The 17,897-nt window shown below is 66.2% G+C and carries 11 protein-coding genes; 6 read left to right on the forward strand and 5 right to left on the reverse strand.

Annotated features, from left to right (window positions below; genetic code table 11):
* Positions 1 to 14 precede the first annotated feature (14 nt).
* The 3 genes from IFT58_RS13525 to IFT58_RS13535 all read left to right on the forward strand — a co-directional run bounded on the left by IFT58_RS13525 (position 15) and on the right by IFT58_RS13535 (position 10,026).
* Complete coding sequence (locus IFT58_RS13525) at positions 15 to 2,741, forward strand: TonB-dependent receptor (RefSeq protein ID WP_192095484.1); 2,727 nt, start codon at positions 15 to 17, stop codon at positions 2,739 to 2,741.
* A 236-nt stretch (positions 2,742 to 2,977) separates the two neighbouring features.
* Entirely contained in the window at positions 2,978 to 6,163 is a 3,186-nt protein-coding gene (locus IFT58_RS13530; protein ID WP_192095486.1) for a TonB-dependent receptor, read from the forward strand.
* A gap of 47 nt (positions 6,164 to 6,210) precedes the next feature.
* Positions 6,211 to 10,026, forward strand: a complete 3,816-nt coding sequence (locus tag IFT58_RS13535) for a LamG-like jellyroll fold domain-containing protein (RefSeq protein WP_192095488.1) — start codon at positions 6,211 to 6,213, stop codon at positions 10,024 to 10,026.
* 42 nt (positions 10,027 to 10,068) lie between these two features.
* Here IFT58_RS13535 and IFT58_RS13540 read toward each other — a convergent pair whose 3' ends face one another.
* The 5 genes from IFT58_RS13540 to IFT58_RS13560 form a co-directional block, all read right to left on the reverse strand.
* Positions 10,069 to 10,881: a hypothetical protein gene (locus IFT58_RS13540; RefSeq protein WP_192095490.1), complete on the reverse strand. Its 813-nt coding sequence runs from the start codon at positions 10,879 to 10,881 to the stop codon at positions 10,069 to 10,071.
* 102 nt (positions 10,882 to 10,983) lie between these two features.
* Entirely contained in the window at positions 10,984 to 11,568 is a 585-nt protein-coding gene (locus IFT58_RS13545) for a cysteine dioxygenase family protein (protein WP_192095492.1), read from the reverse strand.
* Positions 11,569 to 11,695: 127 nt separating this feature from the next.
* Positions 11,696 to 12,487 (reverse strand): rhamnogalacturonan acetylesterase, encoded by a 792-nt coding sequence (locus tag IFT58_RS13550; protein ID WP_249405710.1) that lies wholly within the window; start codon positions 12,485 to 12,487, stop codon positions 11,696 to 11,698.
* Between the two features lie 208 nt (positions 12,488 to 12,695).
* Positions 12,696 to 14,318, reverse strand: a complete 1,623-nt coding sequence (locus IFT58_RS13555; protein WP_192095496.1) for a carboxylesterase family protein — start codon at positions 14,316 to 14,318, stop codon at positions 12,696 to 12,698.
* Complete coding sequence (locus tag IFT58_RS13560; protein WP_249405705.1) at positions 14,315 to 15,313, reverse strand: alpha/beta hydrolase; 999 nt, start codon at positions 15,311 to 15,313, stop codon at positions 14,315 to 14,317. The genes IFT58_RS13555 and IFT58_RS13560 overlap by 4 nt, the downstream gene beginning before the upstream one ends.
* A gap of 178 nt (positions 15,314 to 15,491) precedes the next feature.
* Here IFT58_RS13560 and IFT58_RS13565 point away from each other — a divergent pair, with 178 nt between their 5' ends.
* The 3 genes from IFT58_RS13565 to IFT58_RS13575 are packed head-to-tail and all read left to right on the forward strand — an operon-like array spanning position 15,492 to position 17,896.
* Positions 15,492 to 16,301, forward strand: a complete 810-nt coding sequence (locus IFT58_RS13565) for a 2-keto-4-pentenoate hydratase (RefSeq protein WP_188327143.1) — start codon at positions 15,492 to 15,494, stop codon at positions 16,299 to 16,301.
* A gap of 37 nt (positions 16,302 to 16,338) precedes the next feature.
* Complete coding sequence (locus IFT58_RS13570) at positions 16,339 to 17,340, forward strand: TRAP transporter substrate-binding protein (protein WP_192095498.1); 1,002 nt, start codon at positions 16,339 to 16,341, stop codon at positions 17,338 to 17,340.
* Between the two features lie 10 nt (positions 17,341 to 17,350).
* Positions 17,351 to 17,896, forward strand: a complete 546-nt coding sequence (locus tag IFT58_RS13575) for a TRAP transporter small permease (protein WP_188325577.1) — start codon at positions 17,351 to 17,353, stop codon at positions 17,894 to 17,896.
* Position 17,897 lies beyond the last annotated feature (1 nt).

Consider the following 17,897-nt stretch of genomic DNA (forward strand, 5'->3'; position numbering starts at 1 on the left):
GAGAGGGAAAGGCCATGATTTCTCGTAACAGCAGCAAAAAGACACCGGTTACCTTGTTGGCCCTGTCCATCGGTCTGGCCATCAGCGCCACCGCACAGGCACAGCAGGCAACGGACCTGGATACGGTCACCGTCACCGGCTACCGCGCCAGCGTGGAGAAGGCGCTGGACATCAAGCGCAGCGAAGCCGGCGTGGTCGATGCCATCGTCGCCGAAGACATCGGCAAGTTCCCCGACCTCAACCTGGCCGAATCGCTGCAGCGCATCCCCGGCGTGGTGATCACCCGCGATGGCGGCGAAGGCCGCAGCATCTCGGTGCGTGGCCTGGGCCCGGACTTCACCCGCGTGCGCATCAACGGCATGGAGGCCCTGGCGACCGTCGGTGCCGGCGACCAGAGCGGTGGTACCAACCGTGGCCGTGGTTTCGACTTCAACGTGTTTGCTTCGGATCTGTTCTCGCAGCTGATCGTGCGCAAGACGGCCTCGGCTGACGTGGAAGAAGGTTCGCTGGGCGCCACCGTCGACCTGCGCACCGCGCGTCCGTTCGACTACGAAGGCTTCACCTTCGCTGCCAGCGGCCAGGCCAGCTACAACGACATGGCGCAGAAAGCGGATCCGCGCATGGCGGCGCTTATCTCCAACACCTTCGCTGACGGCACCTTCGGTGCCTTGCTGTCGGTGGCCTACTCCGAGCGCCAGGCGCTGGAAGAAGGCTCCAACACCGGCCGCTGGGCCAACGGGCCGAGCAACGGTGGCTTCGCTGCCAGCTCGCCGTTCGCCGCCGCGCGCGGAGCCAATGTGTTCCACCCGCGCTTCCCGCGCTACGTGCAGATGGAGCACAAGCAGGAGCGCCTGGGCGTCACCGGCTCGCTGCAGTGGAAGCCGACCGACCGCACCGAGCTGTCGCTCGACGCGCTGTACTCGAAGATCGATGCCGACCGCGATGAGCACTACATCGAGGCCATTTCCTTCAGCCGCTCCGGTGCCGGCAAGCCGCAGACGATCGTGCGCGACGGCGAAATCCGCAACAACGCGCTGGTCTATGGCGCGTTCGACAACGTGGATATCCGCAGCGAAAACCGCCACGACGAGTGGAGCACCGACTTCAAGCAGGTCAGCCTGAACCTGGAGCACCGCTTCAGCGAAGCCTTCCAGATCACCGGCAAGCTGGGCACCTCGCGTTCGTCTCACGAGAACCCGGTGCAGACCACGGTCATCATGGACAAGTTCGATGTCGACGGGTACAGCTACGACTACCGCGGCAACAAGAACCTGCCTGCCTTCAACTACGGCATCGACCCGACCAACCCGAACGGCTGGACCCTGGCCGAGATCCGTCTGCGTCCGCAGTCGGTGGACAATGACTTCGACACCGCGCAGCTGGATTTCAACTGGAACATCAGCCCGGGCTTCCGCCTGAAGGGCGGCGTGCTGGCCAAGGATTACAGCTTCAACACCGTGGAACTGCGTCGCGCCAGTGAGCTGGCCGTGCCGACCTTCCCGGGCAGCGGCCTGATCGTGCCGCCGGAATACACCCAGCAGGAAGGCCTGAAGGGCATCACCGGCAATCCGTCCAACTGGGTCGTGCCGAACCTGGACGCGGTAGCCGACCTGTTCGACATCTACAGCAACACCGGCACCTTCGCCGTCGCGCCGCGGCTGAACAACAGCCGCAGCGTGGAAGAGAAGGACCGCGGCGTGTGGCTGATGGGCGAGTTCTCCACCGACCTCGGATCGATCCCGCTGTCCGGCAACTTCGGCGTGCGCTACGTGGAGACCAAGCAGGAATCCAACGGCTACGCGACCGTCGGTGGCGTGCCGGTGCTGACCACCAGCAACCGCAAGTACGATGACACGCTGCCCTCGTTCAACCTGGTCGCCGAAGTGGCACCGGACTTCCTGATCCGCCTCGGCGCGGCGAAGGTGATGACCCGTCCGGGCCTGGGCAACCTGACCCCCGGCGTGACCGTGGCAGTGGCCGGCGGCGCCCGCACCGTGGCCGGCGGCAATCCGAACCTGGATCCGATCCGCGCCACCAACGTCGACCTCGGCTTCGAGTGGTACTTCAACGAAGGCGCAATGCTCGGCCTGGGCCTGTTCTACAAGGACATCGAGTCCTTCGTGCAGACCACCCGCGATGTGCGCCCGTATTCCACCAGTGGCCTGCCGGCCAGCCTGCTGGACGGCACCGGTGCCACGGTCAACGACGAGTTCACCTTCAGCATCCCGCTCAACACCCCCGGCGGCGAGCTGCATGGCGTGGAAGCGAACTACACCCAGCCCTTCACCTTCCTGCCGGGCAAGTGGTCCAACCTCGGCGTGCAGTTGAACTACACCTGGGTGGAATCGAAGATCCAGTACCTCAATGGCCAAGGCCAGGCGGTGATGAAGAACGACCTGACCGGTCTGTCGCCGACCTCGTGGAACGCCACGGTGTTCTATGAAGGTGACACCTGGTCCGGCCGTGTGTCGGCCACCAACCGCGACGATTACCTGACCCAGGCACCGGGCCAGGAAACCGGCTTCAACGTAGACGGCGTGCACGGCATGACCGGCACCACGATGATCGACGCCTCGCTGCGCTACAAGGTCAGCGACCAGCTCGAGCTGACCCTGGAAGGTGTCAACCTGACCAACGAAGCGTCCGACGAGTGGGTGCGTTCGCCGCTCACCGGCCAGCTGCCGCTGCAGTACACCGAAACCGGCCGCCAGTTCCTGCTCGGCGTGCGCTACAAGTTCTGATCCACCGACCGAAGCGGCGGCGTGGCAACCACGCCGCCGCCAGGTGCAACGCCGACGATCCCGACACCGTGGCCTGCTGCTGCGGCGCAAGATGCTGCGCCGTGAGTGCTTTGCTACGTTCCCGTGACCTGCGGTGTCAGCAAGACGTTGCGCCGAGGCAGTGGTCCGGTGGAGGCCGGTTCATCGCCTGCAGTACACACGCACGCTTTGAGGACACCCTGGGAGGGGCTTACAACATGGATCTGTCACACCCACGCCACCGTGCCGGCCATACGCCATTCACGCTGCTCGCACTCTCCATCGGTCTGGTACTGACCAGCACCGCGGCCGCGCAGCAGACACCGGAGGCCGCTGCCAGCGCACCCAACGCCGTCGATCTGGACAAGGTGGAAGTCAAGGCGACGTACCGCGAAAGCCTGCAGCAGTCGCTGGATGAAAAGCGCTACAGCGTCGAACAGGTCGACGCCATCTATGCCGAAGACATCGGCAAGTTCCCTGATCTCAACCTGGCCGAGTCGATGCAGCGCATCGCCGGTGTATCGATCGACCGCGAGGGCGGAGAAGGCCAGCAGATATCGGTCCGTGGGCTGGGATCGGACTTCACCCGCGTGCGCATCAACGGCCTGGAAGCGCTGTCCACCGCGGGCAGCGGCACCGCCGGCGTCAACCGCAGCCGCGGATTCGATTTCAACACCTTTGCCTCCGAGCTCTTCAGCCGGGTCAAGGTCAGCAAGACGCAGTCCGCGCAGACAGACGAAGGATCACTCGGCGCCACGGTCGACCTGCGTGCGTCGCGTCCGTTCGATTTCGATGGGTTCCAGGCGTCGCTCAACGGCCAGTACGGCTTCAACGAGCTGTCGCGCAGCAAGGACCCGCGCGTATCGGCGCTGCTCAGCAACACCTGGGCCGACGGCCGCTTCGGCGCGCTGATGTCGGTGGCTTACAGCAAGCGCACCATCTTCGAAGAAGGCTACAACCCGGTCCGTTGGGAGCATGGCAACCATCGCAATTCGAACCAGCCCACGGCGACCAACAACGGGACGTACGGTTTCTGCAGCCCACTGGGGTATGACCCGCAGACGCCGCGCAATCCCTTGGCCAACGAGACGGCTGCAGGTGTGGGCAGCGCGGCCAACCAGGCCCGTAACAACGGCTGGGGCAGCTATGGCACCGATGCCGCACACTGCGGCACCGGCCTGGACCGTCCCGCGGCGACAGCGGAAAACATCGCCGCGTACGAGACCGCGACCAACGCGTGGATTCCGCGCTACCCGCGCTATGTCCGCACCGAACATGAGCTCGAGCGCCTTGGCATCACCGGCGCCCTGCAGTTCAAGTTCAGCGACGACAGCCTGCTCAACCTGGACCTGATGTACTCCAAGCTGGACAAGGACCAGCGCGAGGATTCGCTGGGTGCCAACCTGCACCGCACCGCGCAGTACGGTGGCAAGACCCAGATCGCGGTACGCGAGGCCCAGGTCGACAACCAGAACCGCCTGGTCTACGGCGTGTTCGACAACGTGGACTTCCGCACGGAATCGACGTCCATCGAAGAGAGCACCGAGTTCAAGCAGGTCAGCCTCGAATTCGAACACCGCTTCAACGATGCGGTACGCCTGGACGCGCTGGTGGGCCACTCTTCGTCCAGTTTCGAGCGCCCGGTGTTCTCGATGGTCAGCTTCGACAACAGCAATCTGGACGGGTTCGTCTTCGATGCGCGCAACAATGCCGGCCTGCCGTCGATGGGCTTCCCGTTCGCGCTGAATGATCCCAACGCCTGGCAGTGGCTGGGCTATGGCACCGCCCCGGTCAACGCCAATGGCACCGCGCGCGGCAGCAACATCAGCGAAGTGCGGTTGAACCCGAACTACGTCGACAACCAGTTCGATACGGCGAAGGTCGACCTGACCTTCACGGTCTCGCCGACGTTCACCCTGCGTGGTGGTCTTGCCTACAAGGACTACGACATGAGCACGCAGGAGTACCGCAACATCAGTTACGGACGGCTGGCCCAGGCCCTGCCCGGCGGCACCGGCATCGGCGACCTCAGCAGCACGCTCAATGGCTTCGGCAAGGGGCTGGACACGGCCACGCCATCAAGCTGGTTGATCCCCGATTTCAAGCGCGTCGCCGAGCTGCTGGACATCTACTGCAACTGCGATACCGGCAGCCTGGGGGGCGACTACCGCCTCGCCGGTGTGGGCCACTTCGGTTCGTCGAACAACAATTTCGACGTCAACGAGAAAAGCTACGCGACGTACCTGCAACTCGACTTCAACACCGACCTGTGGGGCCGACCGTTCCGCGGCAACATCGGCATGCGCTACGTGCAGACGCAGATCACCGCGGATGGCTATGCGCCGTGCCAGGCGGCCAGCAGCGGCGATCTGTCCGCGGCCTGCCAGCCGTTCCTGGGCGTAGCGAGCGCGACCGCCGACGCCGGCGAACGCCTGCTGGTGGGAACCCGCGTCGGCCATCAGTACGACGACTGGTTGCCGTCGTTGAACCTGGCCTGGGACGTGACGGACAGCGTGGTGCTGCGCTTCGGTGCGGCCAAGACGATGGCCCGCCCCACCCTGTCCAACCTGTCACCGAGCGTGAGCGGCGGGCCGAGCGCCTTCCTCGATGAAGACCGGTATTACTCGATCAACCTCGGCAATCCCAAGCTGGATCCGTTCCGCTCCACCAACTACGACCTGAGTGCGGAGTGGTACTTCAGCGAAGGTGCGCTGCTGTCGGCCGCGGTGTTCTACAAGGACATCGAAACCTATGTGCAGCGTACCCGCCTGCTGACCACTTGGGACGACATGGGCTATTCGCTGGACCTGCTGCCTGCCGGCTTCAGCCCGAACACGCTGTTCAACGTGCAGAGCTACTTCAACACGCCGGGTGGCCCGCTGAAGGGCTACGAGCTCACGTACCAGCAGCCTTTCAGCTTCCTGCCCGGCTTCTGGAAGAACTTCGGCATCCAGCTGAACTACACCCACGTCGATTCGAAGATCCAGTACCTTTTCAGCTCCGGCAGCGGCAACACCATCGTCACCACGTACACGGAAAACGACCTGCTGAACCTGTCGCCCAATTCGTACAACGCCACCCTGTACTACGACGACGGGCGCTTCAGTGCGCGCGTATCCACCAGCTACCGCGATGCCTACATCAACCAGATCCTGGCGCAGGAGAACATCCGCGACCTGGATGGCAACGCGCTCGCCACGGCGGATGTCACCGGCAAGTACAGCGTGGAGAACGTCGATTTCAACATGTCGTGGAAGTTCAACAAGCAGCTGACCGTCAGCCTGGAGGCGATCAACCTGCTGGACACCGCCGACGAACGCTACGTGGATTCCGCGCTTTCCCTGCCGGACCGCTACACCCAGACCGGGCGCCAGTACTACCTCGGCCTGCGTTACAAGTTCTGATCCTGCACCACGCGCCCACCGTCGCCCGCTGTTGAAAGGAAGGTTCCATGCCCCACCGTCCCACTGCCCTCGCCCGCCTGCCCCGTCGCCGCCTGCTGGCCCTGGCCACCGCGCTGTTCGTTGCGCCGTCGCTCGCCGCAGAGGCACCCGCGCTGCTGTTCCACGTGGATGCGAACCACGGCCTGGAAGCCGAGGTGGCGCAGGGCGATCCGGTACCCAACTTCCGCGACAAGGTGAAGGTGGTCGATGACGGTGCGCGCGGCAAGGCGATCCAGTGGGAAGACGATGGCGTGCTGTCGTGGGATGCGCCCGGCAACATCCTGGCGCAGCGCGGCACGCTGGCCTTCGACTGGCGATCGCGCTATGCCGTTGGTGAAGCACCGTTCGTGATCTTCCGCGTCGGCTATGCCGACCACAGCAGCTGGGACATGGCGTGGCTGCGCATCGACTGGAACGGACACGGCTTCGATGCGTTCGTCACCGATGCCAACCTGGCGCGCACCCGGGTGTCGTTCGCGCTGCCGCAGAACCCGGCCCCGGCGCAGTGGGTGCACCTGGCGTTCGCCTGGGACGAAGACCACGGGGTGCGTCTGTTCGTGGATGGCAAGGAAGTCGCACGGGTCGATGCCAGGGGCGACTACGATGCCGCGCTGGACCAGTTGGGCCTGGCCGGGCGGGTGATGGCGCCCTATCAGGTGCAGAGCCGCTACAACTTCCTGCGCGGCAGCGATCTCCAGCACATCCGCGTCTTCGACCGCATGCTGGATGGACCGGCGGTAGCTGCACTGGCGCAAGGCAAGGCACCGGCGACGGCCGTCGTGGCGTCGGCAGACCAGCGCGCATGGCGGCATCGCTTCGGTTGGGAAAGTGCGGCTCCGCCGGCACTGGCCGCCGCAGGCACGCGCATACGCAAGATCGAGTTCGCCGATACCAAGGACCTCAAGCAGTGGATGTGGAAGGCCACCGATGGCATCGCTGAAACCACCTGGCCGGGGGTCTACAACCGCTCGCGCCTGCCGGGCCGTAACGATTACTTCCAGCTGCCGGACTGGAACACCTATGTCGAGGCCGGGCAGCACCTGGACCTGACCCTGCCCGATGGCGAACCGGTGAACCGCATCGAGGTGCGTGGCGCGGCGTTCGGCACCTTGGCGCACGGCGCCGATGCGCAGAGCGCGACCACAACGGTGCTGCAGCGCCCGCGCGGCGTGGTGCGCAGTGTCGATGACATCCCCACCCAGCAGGGGGGCGTGCTGCGCTTCAGCAACGTGGAACAGGAGACCCCGATCCAGGAGATCTGGGCCTATCACGTGGGCGAAGGCAGTGAGCCGGACGGCAGCGTCAAGCAGACCTATGTGGTGGACAGCCAGGCCCTGCCTGACTACACCAACCTGGACACGCTGCGACACTACATCGACGGCCGCTACCCCGTGGCCGAACGCAGCACGGTGATGGCGTTGCCCAAGGGGGCCGGTTCGCGCCGTCGCGGTGCCGATACGCTGCCTGCCCAGCCGCTGCCCATCGTGCACGTGCTGATCCCGTCCGGCGTGGGTGATGCACCGGCCAACCAGCCGTTGATCCGCAGTTGGGCGCACAGCTGGGAAAACATGCATGACGGTCTGGACGGCGTGGCCATCGACCTGCCGGCGCTGGACCTGCCGGCGACCCATGACGGCCTGATCCCGCTCAACATCCGCATCAAGGATCCGATCTGGCCGGCCCGCGACATGATCGATGTATCGGTCTCGGTGCAACCCGGCAAGAAACGCACGCTGTGGCTGGACCTGCGCGACCGCATCCTCACCGCCGACAGCCTGTGGTTGAGCATCGCCTCGGCGGCTCCCGGCTTCGACGCACGCGCGCTGGACGGCGCGGAAATCCGCATGGTGTTCAAGCCGCGCAGCGATGCGATCGCCGAGCACGTCGCAGACCGCTTCAACCAGGTGCGCGACAACTGGGGCTTCCTCGTGGAGGAACACACCACCTCCAAGCGGCAGCGCCTGTACGCCCGCGTGTACGCCGACCTGAGTGACCTGCTGCGGGTGGATCCGGATCACCAGCTGGGCCGGTTGTACTGGAACTACATCAGCTACAACAGCCAGGGCCGACCGCCGTTCACCGCGCCGGAAGTGCCCAAGGGCGTGCCGGCATGGGCATTCAACCAGACCCAGGACCTGGCCTATGTGCGGCGCTTCATCGACTGGTGGATCGAGCACCGCCAGGTGCCGTACGGCGACTTCGGCGGCGGCATCTCCGACGATTCGGACCTGACCCAGCAGTGGCCGGGCCTGGCCCTGATGGGTGTGCAGCCGGACCGGTTGAACGCGTCGCTGACCGCGCTGTCCGACGCGGTGTACCGCAATGGCATGTTCAGCAACGGGTTGAGCACCATCGAAACCGACGAGCTGCACGCCTACGAGGAAGGCATCAACACCAACAGCGCCATGCTGTACCTCAACTGGGGTGATCCACTGACCGTGGAACGGTTGATGGAGACGGTGAAAGCCTTCGACGAGAAGATCATCCTGACCAACCCGCAGGGCCACCTGCTGTTCTCCAGCAATTGGTTCGGCGGCAACAAGGTCTACCGCGAGCCGAACTGGCAGTGGCAGAAACCGTATTCATTCCCGGTGCTGCACCCCGCCTTCCTGCTCGGGCAGTTCAATGCCGATCCGAGCAGCCGACGCCTGGTCACCGGCCTGGCCGATGGCTACCTCGCCCACGCCTACACCGACGACAAGGGCCGCTGGGCGCTGCCGAACGAGATCAACTGGGCCACCGGCAAGGTGCGCGGCGGTGAACTCAACAACGGGTCCGGCAGCGGCGACATCATGCACACCTTCTGGGCGGCGTGGCGCTGGACCGGCGATGAGAAGTACCTGAAAGCACTGGACTACCGCGTGGAGCGCGGTGGACCCGGTGCGCTGTCCAACCTCGGCGAGAACTACGTGGAGGTGCTGGGGCGACAGCAGGACTGGTATCCGAAGCTGACTGCCGATGCAGACAGTGGCAAGACCGGCTTCGCCAGCGTGATGGCATGGCAGGCCAGCGGCGATGTGAAGTACATCGAGGCCCTGCACGCCGAGGGGATCCAGGCCAAGGCGCAGCGCGAATACATGAATACCGACGGCCACTGGTGGTCGGACCGGGTGGAGGCACCGAGCGAGTTCCTGCAGCGTGCCCGCCTGGGAGGTATCGCCCTGAAGCGCAACCAGAGCTGGCCGGGGCACACGGTGAGCTGGCGTTTCGACCGCGACGATGCGGCCGAACAGGTGGCGCTGCTGGTCCATGCGCCCTCACGCGAACGCTTCACCGTCACCAGCTACAACCTGGCCAAGCAGGCGATCACCGCGGACATGACCGGCTGGAACGTGGCCAGCGGCACGTGGCGGGTGCGCAGCGGCGTGGACGCCAACGGCGACGGGAAGATCGACGGCAAGGTGAGCGAACGCGACGTGATGCTGGAAACCAGCGTCAGCACGCCGCTGCAGTTCCAGCCGGGCAGGACCGAAGTGTTCGAGTTCGAGCGCGTCCGTGCCGGCACCCCCGTGGACCAACGTCCTGACCTGGGCATCGGCCGGGGCGACGTCCGGGTCGATGGAAGGCAGGTGCACGTGACCGTCCACAGCCTGGGGCATGTGGGCACCGGAACCGGTGTGGCGGTGCTGGAAGATGCGCGTGGCCGTGAGATCGCGCGTATCGAGGTGCCGGCGCTGGACGCGCCCAGTGACCTGCAGCCGCGCACGACCACCGTCGCCCTGCCGTTGCCTGCAGGCGACCGCCGTGGCCTGCGCGTACGCGTGGCCTTGGCCGACGATGGCGAGGAAGTCACGCGCCTGAACAACGTGGCCGACCTACCCTGAGCGTGAGGGTAGTGACGGCCGCTGGCCGTCAGCCTTGCCCCCTCAGGCGAGGCTGGCGGTGACGAACTCGATGTCGTCCACGATCAGGCACTTCTTTCCCTGCTGTGAGATCCACGGCGTGCCGATGGCGAGCACATAGGCGCCGGCCAGATCTTCCAGATCGGTCACCTGGAAGCGCTGCGTGAACGCCGCGCCGATGGCGTCCGGGATCCCGATGCTGATATCGCCCCGGCCGCCGGAATTCAGCCAGGTGACGCCATTCCCGGCGCCCGCGTAGGCGATCATGCCCCAGCAGCCGACGACCTGGCTGAAGTGGTGGGGCTGCAGCGCGGAGAACTCGACGAAAAAGTCGCGCAACGTCCGGTTGGCGATCCCGCCGATTTCGATGGGCTGGTTCGAAGCGCCGAAGGCTGCGGAGCTGCGCAGGTGCTTGAGCAGCGTACTCAGCCTGCGATGGGGACGTGCCGTGCGCTGCCCGGCCCCGGCGACGTGCCGCCCCCCGCGTCCTTGCGCGCCGGCCTGTTCGCTATCCTGCAGATGCGGCGCGCCCTGCACCGCGCCGAAGTTGAAATCGACCACCAGGACATCGGTGTTGCGGATGATCGCTTCATCGGGACCGATCGCGCTCTCGACGCGAAGCGCATCCTCCGCCGCCATGCTGCAGCCAGCAGCATGCGGGCGCGCACCGAAACAGGCGGACCGCCCATCTGCACTGGGCTTGCGGAAGAACGCCTGCTGCCCGCACGTGATGCACACCAGGTTGCGTCGCTTCGCGCCGAGGTCGGGCAGTGTCAGCTGTTGGAACTGGACCGCCGTGTAGTCGCGTCGGTCCAGCAGGCAATGTGCAAGGTCCATGGCGCTGGTGCGCTCCTCCGAAGTCTGTAAAAAATCCTACAGAGCGCCATGGGACGCAGGCTTGCAGAAATCAGTCAGCCGGGCGCACCGCCGGGTGCCGGGTCAGGCGTCGCTGTCCAGCGCGTGCACGCGCGCCTGGTACCAGCCATCGCCGATCGGTTCGAACACGGTGCTGCGTTCCATCGGGCCTTGGTACACGTGGACCGACACCGCGATCTCTTCGCTGCTGGCGTTGCGCAGTGTGTGGTACTCGTGCGGTGGAATCAGACTGCCGGCACTGCCCCGTTGGCCATACAGCAGCGCCTGCGCGGCGAACCGGGCACGGTCGCCGTCCTGCTCCAGCAGCGCATACGGGGTGACGACCAGATCACCCCGCCATACGCCTTCCACGCACCACATCGCGTCGTGATCGTGCAGCGGCGTACCCTGCCCCGGGCCCCAGCACATGGCGATCACGCTGTAGCCCAGCGTAGGGCTGCGATGCAGTTCGCGCCGCGCATAGCGGCCCTGCACGGGACGATGGACGCAGGCCGGCAGCTCGATGGACGGATCGCCGATGGCACTGCGCAGGGTCTGCTGCAGGGCCGCGGTGATCGACGCAGCATCGCCTTGGTCGACCGCCGCATCCAGCGCCGAAATCAACTTGTCTTTGCCACGGAAACCGGAGGGGATCGACTGCACTTGCATGCACCCAGTCTAGGCCACATCGGTCCGCAGAACGTTCGCACGGCCTTTACAGCCGGAATATGAGCGAAAAGTGCGGGTTTCAGTCGTTATCCACCCATCGGGCGCCGCCGCTTGGCCGGATGACGTCTCACGGCAGCAGCAGCGGGCGCATCGGCGGCACCGTATGCGCAAGCTCCTCGGCCACCACCGTGGCGAATACCGCCGCACCGTCGTCTCCCAGGTGGGTGTAGTCGAAGGCTCGCTTGGCCTGGCCCATCGGCTCGATCAGCGCGTTCTGTGCAGCGGCACCGGCGCCCGGTGCGGCTGCGGCCGCATCTACGGTGGTGCCCGACAGCGCGGCCGCCACCTGCGGCTGGGAGGCGGGTGCCTGGGCGAGTGTCATCGCCATGACCGGACCCATCGCCTGCACCAGCGCCCGGCTGCGCGCATGCAGGTCGACCAGCGGAACATCCAGCTCGCGCGCTACCCGCCGTATGGCATCGGCCCAGGGGGCAAGGTCATCGATCAGTCGGCCATCGGCGAACTGTCGGCGGGTGAGTGGTGTCAGCAGCACGGGCACGGCACCCGCGGCCCGTACCTCCTGCACATAACGCTGCAGGTTGTCCGGGAACTCGTGCTGCAGGTCGGTGGAGCGTCCGGGCTTGCCCGGCTGGTCGTTGTGCCCGAACTGGATCAGCACCCACGTGGCGGCATAGCCCGGTGCGCGCATCTCCGATTCCACCAGTGACCATGACCCTTCAGCACGGTAGTTGTACGTACTGCGCCCACCGCGAGCCAGATTGATGCAGGCCGCGAAGGACGTGACATGGTCGCCGCAGAAGCGCGGCCCCCACCCGCCCTGCACCGCCGTGGTCGAGTCCCCGACCAGGATGATCTTGCTCGCCCGGATGGGCGCAGGCAGCGGCCTGTCGCCCGCCATGGCAGGCAACGCAGCGAAGAGAGCAAGCAGGGACAACACGCAGCGACGGTTCGACATCGACGGAACTCCGGTAGCGCCGAGCCATGCTCAGCGAGCGCAGCGGCAACAGCGCGACGACCTGCGGTCATCACCCACGGCACGAGGTCCCGTGGTCGCCGAGCATGCTCGGCAGCGGTTGGCGGAAACGGGAAACACGCGCAGCAGCGCCTCAGAACGTGCCGCGCTGCATGAAGGGCGCCTGCCGATAGAGTTCGCGCTCGCCGCCACGTGGATCATCGGCCAACTGGCTGCGCGTATCGAACAGCAGGGTCTGCCGACGCGGCAGGTCATACGGTTCCCAACGTGCGATGCCCGGATGGTTGGGGTCGCCGGTGCGGGCAAAGTGGATCAGTGCGCTGCTCATCATCGCGGCGACCGCCGTCGCGTCCGGACCATCGCCGGTGCGCGAGCCGGGCTGGCCGGCGTTGTCGAACACCAACGGGATATCCAGCGTATGGAACGCCCCGAACCGCCCGCCATCCAGCGGCGATCCCCAGTCCAGCTGGTAGGCCCAGGTGGGCGCGGCCCCGACCGGCTGGCGCGCACGCGCCTCCAGTTCTTCCACGGCCCCACGCCACGAACGGCCTGCGGTGGTGGCTGCGAAGAACACCTGCGACGGCGTGTACTGCGGATACATGCGCCGGTAGGCGTCGATGACGCGTTGCGGCCGCAGGTCAACGTACTGCTCCTGCTCCAGCCTCGCCGGCAACGTGTCCCATGTCAGTTCATGGTTGGCCGGATCATTGCTAAGGAACGCGCGGGTCTCATCGCGCGTATTGCCGATCACCATCGGGATGTGAGCGGACTGGGCAGGAGCGTCGGGAAAGAAGGGATGCACCGGCACTACCACGTCGTCCAGCACCGGGCCGACATACAGGCTGCTGTTCTCCACACGCGACGGATCGCGTGCCTTGCCCGCTGCCAGCAGCGCGGCCGGTGACAGGCGCAGCAGCGCATCGATGTCGTCTGCCCCTGCCGCCTTCATGGCGATGTCGGTGCGCTGCGCGGCGGCGCGTGGTCCCGCGGCCGTCACCTGTTGCCCGCTCATCGTCCACGCGCGCTGGAACAGTCCCTTCGCTGCCGGCATCGCCATCAACGTGGCGATCTTCGCGCCGCCACCGGACTGGCCGAACACGGTGATGTTGGCCGCATCGCCGCCAAAGGTCGCGGCGTGCTCGCGCACCCACTGCAGGGCCTGCACCAGATCGAGCTGACCTGCATTGCCGGATGCGGCATAGCGTGGGTCGCCCATCGCGCCCAGATACAGATAGCCAAACAGGTTGAGGCGATGGTTGACGGTCACCACCACGACGTCACCGCGACGGCATAGGGCGCTGCCGTCGTACAGCGGATCACTGCCGGAGCCGTTGTTGAAGCCGCCGCCGTGGATATAGAACAGAATCGGCCGCTTGCCGCCGTCGCCCAGCGCAGGCGTCCACACGTTGAGGAACAGGCAGTCTTCGCTGCCCGGCCCCTCTTTGCCGCCCTGCGGGGCGGCACTGCCGAACTCCAGGGCATCGGCGATGCCCCGCCAAGGGAGCTCGGCGCGCGGCGGCTGGAAGCGGTACGCGGCAGTATCCGCACCGTAGCGCAGGCCACGGAACACGTTGATGCCCTGCTCGCGCTGGCCCCGCACGCGGCCGCCCCGCACACGGGCCAGCACCTGGTTGTCCGTCCGCGCCGCAGGTCGGGCGAAGGCGCTGGGCAATGCGGCAGCCGTCGCCGCGGCGAAGGCCCAGCGTGCGCTGTCGCTGAGGAAGCGGCGGCGCTGCAGGTCGGCGAGGTCGGTCATGGCTGCTCCTTGCGAGTCGGGTGCTGCAGCCAGCGCTGCGCGATCTGCGGCCACAGGGCCGTGGTGGAAGCTACCGGTGCCCGCATGCCGAAGCCGTGGCCACCGTGGGCGAATACATGCAGTTCGTACTCCACACCTGCATCGGCCAAGGCACGCGCCATCAGCAGGCTGTTGTCCACGCTGACCACTGCATCGTCGGCTGCATGCAGCAGCAGCGTGGGCGGCATGTCCCGGCGTACCTGCGTCTGCAGGGAGAACGTGTCCTGCAGGGCACGATCGGGATGCTCACCCAACAGGTGCTGCCGCGAGCCGCTGTGCGCGTGCGTGCCCATGTCGATCACGGGATAGACCAGAACGACCCGCGACGGCCTGGCACTGAGCCCATCCAGGTCGTCGCGTGGGGGATACGCGGTGGCATCGAAACCGGTCGCCAGCCGCGCGGCCACGTGGCCACCGGCGGAGAACCCCATCACGGCGATGTCATCCGGGTCGAGCCCGCGGCCGGAGGCCATGGCGCGCACCCTGCGCAGCGCGCGCTGCGCGTCGGCCAGTGCGGCCTGGCGATCACGGCCCTGCTGCGGCAACCGGTAGCGCAGGACGAACAACGTGTAGCCCGCACGATCCACCCAGTCCGGAACCAGCTCGGTGCCTTCCTTGTCGATCACCACGCGCTGGTAGCCGCCGCCGGGGATGACCAGCACGGCCTTGCCGTTGGGCCGCGCGGGCGCATGCACCACCAGCCACGGGGCGTCCACCTGGTCGACATAGCGGTCAGGCCGGGCCGGGTCGGTGCTGCGTTCGACCACATGCATCGGGCGGGCGGTGCCCTGTTCGCCCGGAACCTGACCTGCGGGCCACAGCGGGATGCGCTCGCCCGGTGCCTCGTCGGCCGCCATTTCGACCGGTGACACGGCGCGCTGCGCTGCAGCGGCGGATACGCACAACGACATCGCGGAAATCAGCGACAGCGGCAGCAGAAACAACGGCAATCTCATATGGCGCAAGGCTCCAGACAGAAGGACGGGTCGTTGCGGGCGGACCCCGGAATGCCTTCTGACGCACTGCACATTGCCAGATGACACCGGTTTACCATATACACGTCATCCGAACGCTGTCGATGCGCAGCGCAACAACGCCAAAGGGAGAGCCTCCTTGAGCAACGAACCCGGCAACATGGACCTGCCAACCGCACCGGCCGACCCGGCCGCCATCGCCAGCGCCTTTACCGGCGCGCGTCGTGCAGGCGCTTCCCTGCCTGATTTCCCCGGTACGATCCCCGCCGACCTGGTCACCGCCTACCACGTGCAGGACCTGGCCATCGCCGAATGGGGCCATGACGTAGTGGGCTGGAAGGTCGGCTACATCGCCGAAGAGCGCCGCGATGTGTCCGGCGATGACCGCCTGCTGGGCCCGATCTTCAACAATCGGCTGCAGAATGCTACCGGTGGAACAGTTCTCGACATTCCGGTCTTCGAAGGCGGTTTCGCCGCGGTCGAGGCCGAGTACGTGATCGAACTGCTGGAAGATGCACCGGCTGATCAGCTGGAGTGGACGCCCGAGCAGGCCGAAGCGCTGCCGGCGCGCCTGTACATCGGCGTGGAAGTGGCCAGCAGCCCGTTGGCGACCATCAACATTCTCGGCCCGCTGGTGGTGGTGTCTGATTTCGGCAACAACAACGGGCTGTTGCTGGGGCCGGAAATCACCGACTGGACCACCCGCGATGACAGCGAACTGCGCGCGGAGACGCTGATCGAGGGTGAGGTCGTCGGCACCGGTGGTGCAACGCGTCTGCCCGGCGGCCTGCGTACCGCCATCGCCTTTGCCTTGTCCCGCTCGGCCAAGCGTGGCCGCCCGCTCAAGCGCGGCGAACTCATCGCCACCGGCAATGCGACCGGTATCCACGACATCAGCGTAGGCCAGACGGCAGTGGTGCGGTTCGCTGGTTTCGGAGACATTGCCTGCCGGGCCGTGGCAGCGGGATGACCGCGCCGGCCAGGTGAACACGCGCGGGAGGGCGCAGATGATCACACGTAGAAACTTCCTTGCCACCAGCCTCGGCGCGCTTGCTGCGCCGGTCCTGGCAGGCTGCAGCAAAGCCGGCGACAGCGTGGCCGGTGGGCACCTGCTCACCGCGACCGATGTCCATATCGCTGATTACCCCACCGTGACCGCGGTGAAGTGGATCGGCGAGACCCTGGCCCGCGAAACCGGTGGCCGCCTGCGCCTGCGCCAGTACCACTCTGGCCAGCTGGGTCGCGAGTCCGAGGCGATCGACATGGCGCGCTTTGGTGCCATCGACATCACCCGTGTGTATTCCGGTGCACTCAACAATGCATTCCCGCTCACCCAGGCCCTGTGCCTGCCGTATGTGTTCAATTCGGTGGCGCACATGCGTGCCGCACTGGACGGCGGCGTGGCCGACGCGGTGCTGCGCAGCTTCGAGACACGCGATCTTATCGGCCTGGCCATCTACGATTCGGGCGCACGCTGCTTCTACAACACCAAGCACCCCATCGTGGAGCCGAACGACCTGCGCGGCCTGAAGCTGCGCGTGGCATCGTCGGACATCTTCATCCAGTTGATGCGTCTGTTCGGTGCGAACCCGACGCCGATGTCGCTGGGCGATACGTTCTCGGGCATGGAAACGCACATGATCGACGGTGCGGAAAACAACATGCGCAGCTTCCACTCCAGCCGTCACTTCGAAGCCGCGCACTACTGGTCGCAGAGCGACCATTCGTATGCCCCCGACGTGTTGCTGATGTCGCGCGCCAGCTTCGAGCAGTTGCAACCGGCTGATCGCCAGCTGCTGCTCGACACGGCCCGTGCATCGGTCAACGTGATGCGCCAGCAGTGGGATGCATCGGAGGACGCAGCGCGCAAGGCCGTGACCGATTTCGGCGTCAAGACCAACGAGGTGGACCTGGCGGCATTCCGCAAGGCCGCTGATCCGCTGCTGCAGGAGTACCTGAAGCAGCCCGAGCTGGCCGCCATGGTCAACCGCATCCGCGATCTCGCCTGAGGATTCCGCCATGACCGATACGACGACGGGCACCGCCCCGATCGCCCTGAGTGCCGGCCAGCGCCTGCTGGACCGCATCGCCGACATCGCCATCTACATCGCCGTGGCCGCCCTGCTCGGGCTGGTGGTGGTGCAGGGCTGGCAGGTGTTCGCACGCTACGTGTTGAACGATTCGCCCAGCTGGACCGAACCGGTAACGCTGCTGCTGCTGAGCACGGCGATGAGCCTGGGTGCGGCCTGCGGTGTGCATACCAATCGCCACTTCGGGTTCTTCCTGCTGGCCGCTTACATGAGCGCTGGCCTGCGCCGCGTAGTGGATACCTTCGTGCAGCTGGTGATCGCCGTGCTGGGCGGGTTCATCGCCGTGTGGGCGATGGTGCTGCTGCAGGACGGACTGGACATCAAGACTGCAGGGGCCAACCTGCCGCAGAGCATCAATTACCTGCCGCTGTCGCTGGGCGGTGCGTTGATGGTGTTGTTCGCGCTCAACCGCGCGTGGCGGGTGCACTACCCGCTCGCCGTCGTGGCCGACGCTGACGCTGAAGGAGATCGTTGAG

Source organism: Stenotrophomonas sp. CFBP 13718 (assembly GCF_014842145.1).
In the GTDB taxonomy this organism is placed as follows: Bacteria; Pseudomonadota; Gammaproteobacteria; order Xanthomonadales; family Xanthomonadaceae; genus Stenotrophomonas.

Excerpts from the sequence above, each read along its gene's own strand:
- IFT58_RS13540 (WP_192095490.1), bottom strand. The coding sequence starts at position 10,881 with ATGGACCTTGCACATTGCCTGCTGGACCGACGCGACTACACGGCGGTC.
- IFT58_RS13555 (WP_192095496.1), bottom strand. The coding sequence starts at position 14,318 with ATGACCGACCTCGCCGACCTGCAGCGCCGCCGCTTCCTCAGCGACAGC.
- IFT58_RS13525 (WP_192095484.1), top strand. The coding sequence starts at position 15 with ATGATTTCTCGTAACAGCAGCAAAAAGACACCGGTTACCTTGTTGGCC.
- IFT58_RS13545 (WP_192095492.1), bottom strand. The coding sequence starts at position 11,568 with ATGCAAGTGCAGTCGATCCCCTCCGGTTTCCGTGGCAAAGACAAGTTG.
- IFT58_RS13570 (WP_192095498.1), top strand. The coding sequence starts at position 16,339 with ATGATCACACGTAGAAACTTCCTTGCCACCAGCCTCGGCGCGCTTGCT.
- IFT58_RS13550 (WP_249405710.1), bottom strand. The coding sequence starts at position 12,487 with ATGGCGGGCGACAGGCCGCTGCCTGCGCCCATCCGGGCGAGCAAGATC.
- IFT58_RS13535 (WP_192095488.1), top strand. The coding sequence starts at position 6,211 with ATGCCCCACCGTCCCACTGCCCTCGCCCGCCTGCCCCGTCGCCGCCTG.
- IFT58_RS13565 (WP_188327143.1), top strand. The coding sequence starts at position 15,492 with ATGGACCTGCCAACCGCACCGGCCGACCCGGCCGCCATCGCCAGCGCC.
- IFT58_RS13560 (WP_249405705.1), bottom strand. The coding sequence starts at position 15,313 with ATGAGATTGCCGTTGTTTCTGCTGCCGCTGTCGCTGATTTCCGCGATG.
- IFT58_RS13530 (WP_192095486.1), top strand. The coding sequence starts at position 2,978 with ATGGATCTGTCACACCCACGCCACCGTGCCGGCCATACGCCATTCACG.
- IFT58_RS13575 (WP_188325577.1), top strand. The coding sequence starts at position 17,351 with ATGACCGATACGACGACGGGCACCGCCCCGATCGCCCTGAGTGCCGGC.